Annotated in this window: 3 protein-coding genes; all 3 read left to right on the plus strand. The window is 61.5% G+C overall.

Annotation, left to right across the window (positions count from 1 at the left end; all coding sequences use genetic code 11):
* Positions 1–103 precede the first annotated feature (103 nt).
* The gene (locus tag CHC04_RS14545; RefSeq protein WP_141233815.1) at positions 104–895 is read left to right on the plus strand and encodes an AbfB domain-containing protein; all 792 of its coding nucleotides are present in this window, start codon (positions 104–106) and stop codon (positions 893–895) included.
* Positions 896–1,431: 536 nt separating this feature from the next.
* Positions 1,432–1,830, plus strand: a complete 399-nt coding sequence (locus CHC04_RS14550) for an effector-associated constant component EACC1 (RefSeq protein WP_141233816.1) — start codon at positions 1,432–1,434, stop codon at positions 1,828–1,830.
* A gap of 5 nt (positions 1,831–1,835) precedes the next feature.
* On the plus strand, positions 1,836–2,944 hold a 1,109-nt coding region (locus tag CHC04_RS14555), incomplete at its 3' end, for a caspase family protein (protein WP_176450019.1).

A 2,944-nucleotide genomic window follows, 5' to 3' on the forward strand; every position in this document is an offset into this window, starting at 1 on the left:
TGGCGCTGGAGGCAGTGGCGCTGGAGGCAGTGGCGCTGGAGGCAGTGGCGCTGGAGAGCGTGCTCGCCAGGCTCGCAAGACCGTCCTTGTAGTCCTAGCGGCCGTGCTGGGGACCGCCGGCTACTTCAGCTTGCCTGGAACGCCGGGCCCACCTGCACACTTGCGCCTGCCGGTGCTTCTTGCCCTCCTCGTCAGCCTAGTGCTGGGTCTACTCGGCACGCTTTGCGGCCTGACCCTGCCAGTAGTACTGGCCAACATCGAAGGCCGTTTGCAGGCATGGTTCAACCGGGGACATCGCGAGGCAAAGTTCTGGTTCTTTGAGGCTGCCATTATTGTCGTGCCAGCCATAATTGTAGGTCTGACTGTTAGTTTACCCAGGGCGACTTCGTCTCCCGTCTGCGAGACGGCTGACGTCCGGGATTATCCAGCTGCGTCTGAACTCATGGGTCGGCAGATCAGGCTTGAGTCTGTGAATTATCCTGGCTATTTCATGAGTTTTGGACAGGATGAAGTCCTCTTGGAGCGACTGGATGTCGGAGACGAAGGGCGGGCAACCTTCACGGTTGAGCGCGGGCTCGCTGATTCCGACATGGTTTCCTTCCGATTCATCGGCGATACTCGTCAGGCGGACCTTTACCTGCGGCATCGAGACTTCTTCCTTGAGGTTGAGCAGCGAGACGAAACTTCTCAGTACGAAGAAGACGCTACGTTCGGTCTTCATCCAGGGCTTGGCGACCCTCACGGAATATCCTTTCACGCCTACCAGGACACCAACTCCTATATAAGACATGTAGAGAGCGTCTTCTACGTCACCAATCGACTAAAGTTTCCTGCCTCCTCGGATGCCATCTTTCGAGACGATGCCACGTTCTGCATTCACTTTGCCGATCAGTGATCACTCGGTTGCATCCGTGCGCCCTTGACGGCTGAGCAAATCAGGGGGTTGGGCTGGGACGGCTGCTGACCTACCGCTAGACCTGAGCCTCCGCTTCCCCACCTCGGGCGCGAGAGACCGGACGTCCCGCTCTAATGACCTGCCCGTGCGAGCGAGAGACGGAGCTGAGTCGACCGTGCTATGGCTCGGACGCCCCCTGGTAACCGGTCCACAGCCAGCTTAGGGCGACCGAGCCCCCACTCCGGCAGGGCTGTACACAGCTCGTCACTGATCAGCCGCGGCGGCGGGGAAGACGCCGACGACGGCATGCCCCGCACTCTGCGCCAAGGCATGGCCGACCGGCAGAGCCCGTGGACCTACTTCTGCAACGTCTTCTAAGCGCCAGGCGGATGGCAACCCGACTGTCCGCTCATGGGGAGTAGCGGAACGTAGCGACAAGCGTCCAGAGGTATCTCTCGATGGCTCTCCCCTCTCAGGCGTATGTCCTTTGTCGGCGGACAGCGGAACATGTCTGGCACCTCTTGGCTGGAGTGAAGATGCCCGGTGACGCAGAGCAACCACTCGAACTCCGACTCACTCTTGAGCCAGAGACAGGGGCCGACGAGGAGGAGGTCGACCGTCTTGGCCGCCAGCTCCGAGCGGAGCTGGCGGCCCTTGATGTCGACTCGATCACCCCATTGACCATGGCAGAGCCGCCCCAAGGCGCTAAGGCCGGCGAGGTGGCCTCACTCTTGGACCTGCTCATCACCATGAGCGGATCCGGCGGCGTGTTGGTGACGGTGTTAGCGACGCTTCAGGACTGGCTGGGGCGACGCAGCGCAGCCCATACGGTCAAGCTGACGATTGACGGCGATGTCCTCGAGCTGGACGGAGCTACGTCGGCCGAGAGGTCGGCGCTCGTTGAGACCTTCGTCCGCCGGCATGGGGGAGTCTGACTGCCGTGGCTACGAAGCGCAGGGCTCTCATTGTAGCTACGTACAACTACAAGGACACTGGGCTGCGCCAACTCAAGGCGCCCGCCCATGACGCTGAGGCGCTCGCGGAGACCCTTCGGGATGAAGAGATCGCAGGCTTTGACGTCAATGTGCTGCTCGACGAGCCGAATCACGTTGTGGGGGAGGCGATTGGCGACTTCTACGGCAGCTGCCGCCGCGACGACCTGACTGTATTGTATTTCTCGGGGCATGGTCTAAAAGACGATGCCGGTCGGCTCTATCTGGCCATGACGAATACCCGCCGGAATTCGCTTCTCTTCACCGGCCTGTCTGCCGCGCAGATCAACGACGCCATGGATACTTGCAGTTCTCGGCGGAAGGTCCTCATCCTCGACTGCTGCTACAGCGGCGCCTTCCCTGCTGGATGGACGGCCAAGGCAGACTCGAGCGTGCAAACCCTTGAGAGGTTCCAGGGTAAAGGGCGGGTCGTTCTGACCGCCTCGGACGCTACACAGTATTCGTTCGAGGGCGATGACATCTCTGGATCCGGAGCTCAGTCACTCTTCACCCGGTATCTGGTGGAGGCTATTCGTACCGGTGCGGCAGATCTGGACGCCGATGGTGACATCGCGCTAGACGAGCTTTACAACTACGTCCGCGACCGTGTCATTGAAGAGATGCCTCAGCAGCGGCCGAAGAAGCAAGAGGATGTCGACGGGCGCATCGTCATTGCGCGCAACGTGCATTGGGAGATGCCGCTTCATTTGCGGTCCGGCCTTCAGAGTGACCTTGCAGTACAACGCCTGGCCGCCGTAAAGGGTCTTGCGGATCTGCACCGTCGGGGTAATGAAATCGTCCGCAATTCCGTTGAGCGCGAGTTGGCTGCCCTTATCCACGATGACAGTAGGTCGGTATCGGCAGAGGCGGTTGCGCTCTTGTCGCGCTTGGCCCCTCAACCGCTGCCCCAGACGCTAAGCGTCGGCCATGAGGAAGGGGGGCTGCAGCAGGCCGAGCAGGTCCGTCGGGAAGCTGAGGCGCAGGCTGCCCGGGAGGCGCAAGCGCGTGAGGCCGAGCAGGTCCGTCGGGAAGCTGAGGCGCAGGCTGCCCGGGAGGC

Origin of the sequence: Geodermatophilus saharensis (assembly GCF_900188205.1) — a bacterium.
GTDB lineage: Bacteria > Actinomycetota > Actinomycetes > Mycobacteriales > Geodermatophilaceae > Geodermatophilus > Geodermatophilus saharensis.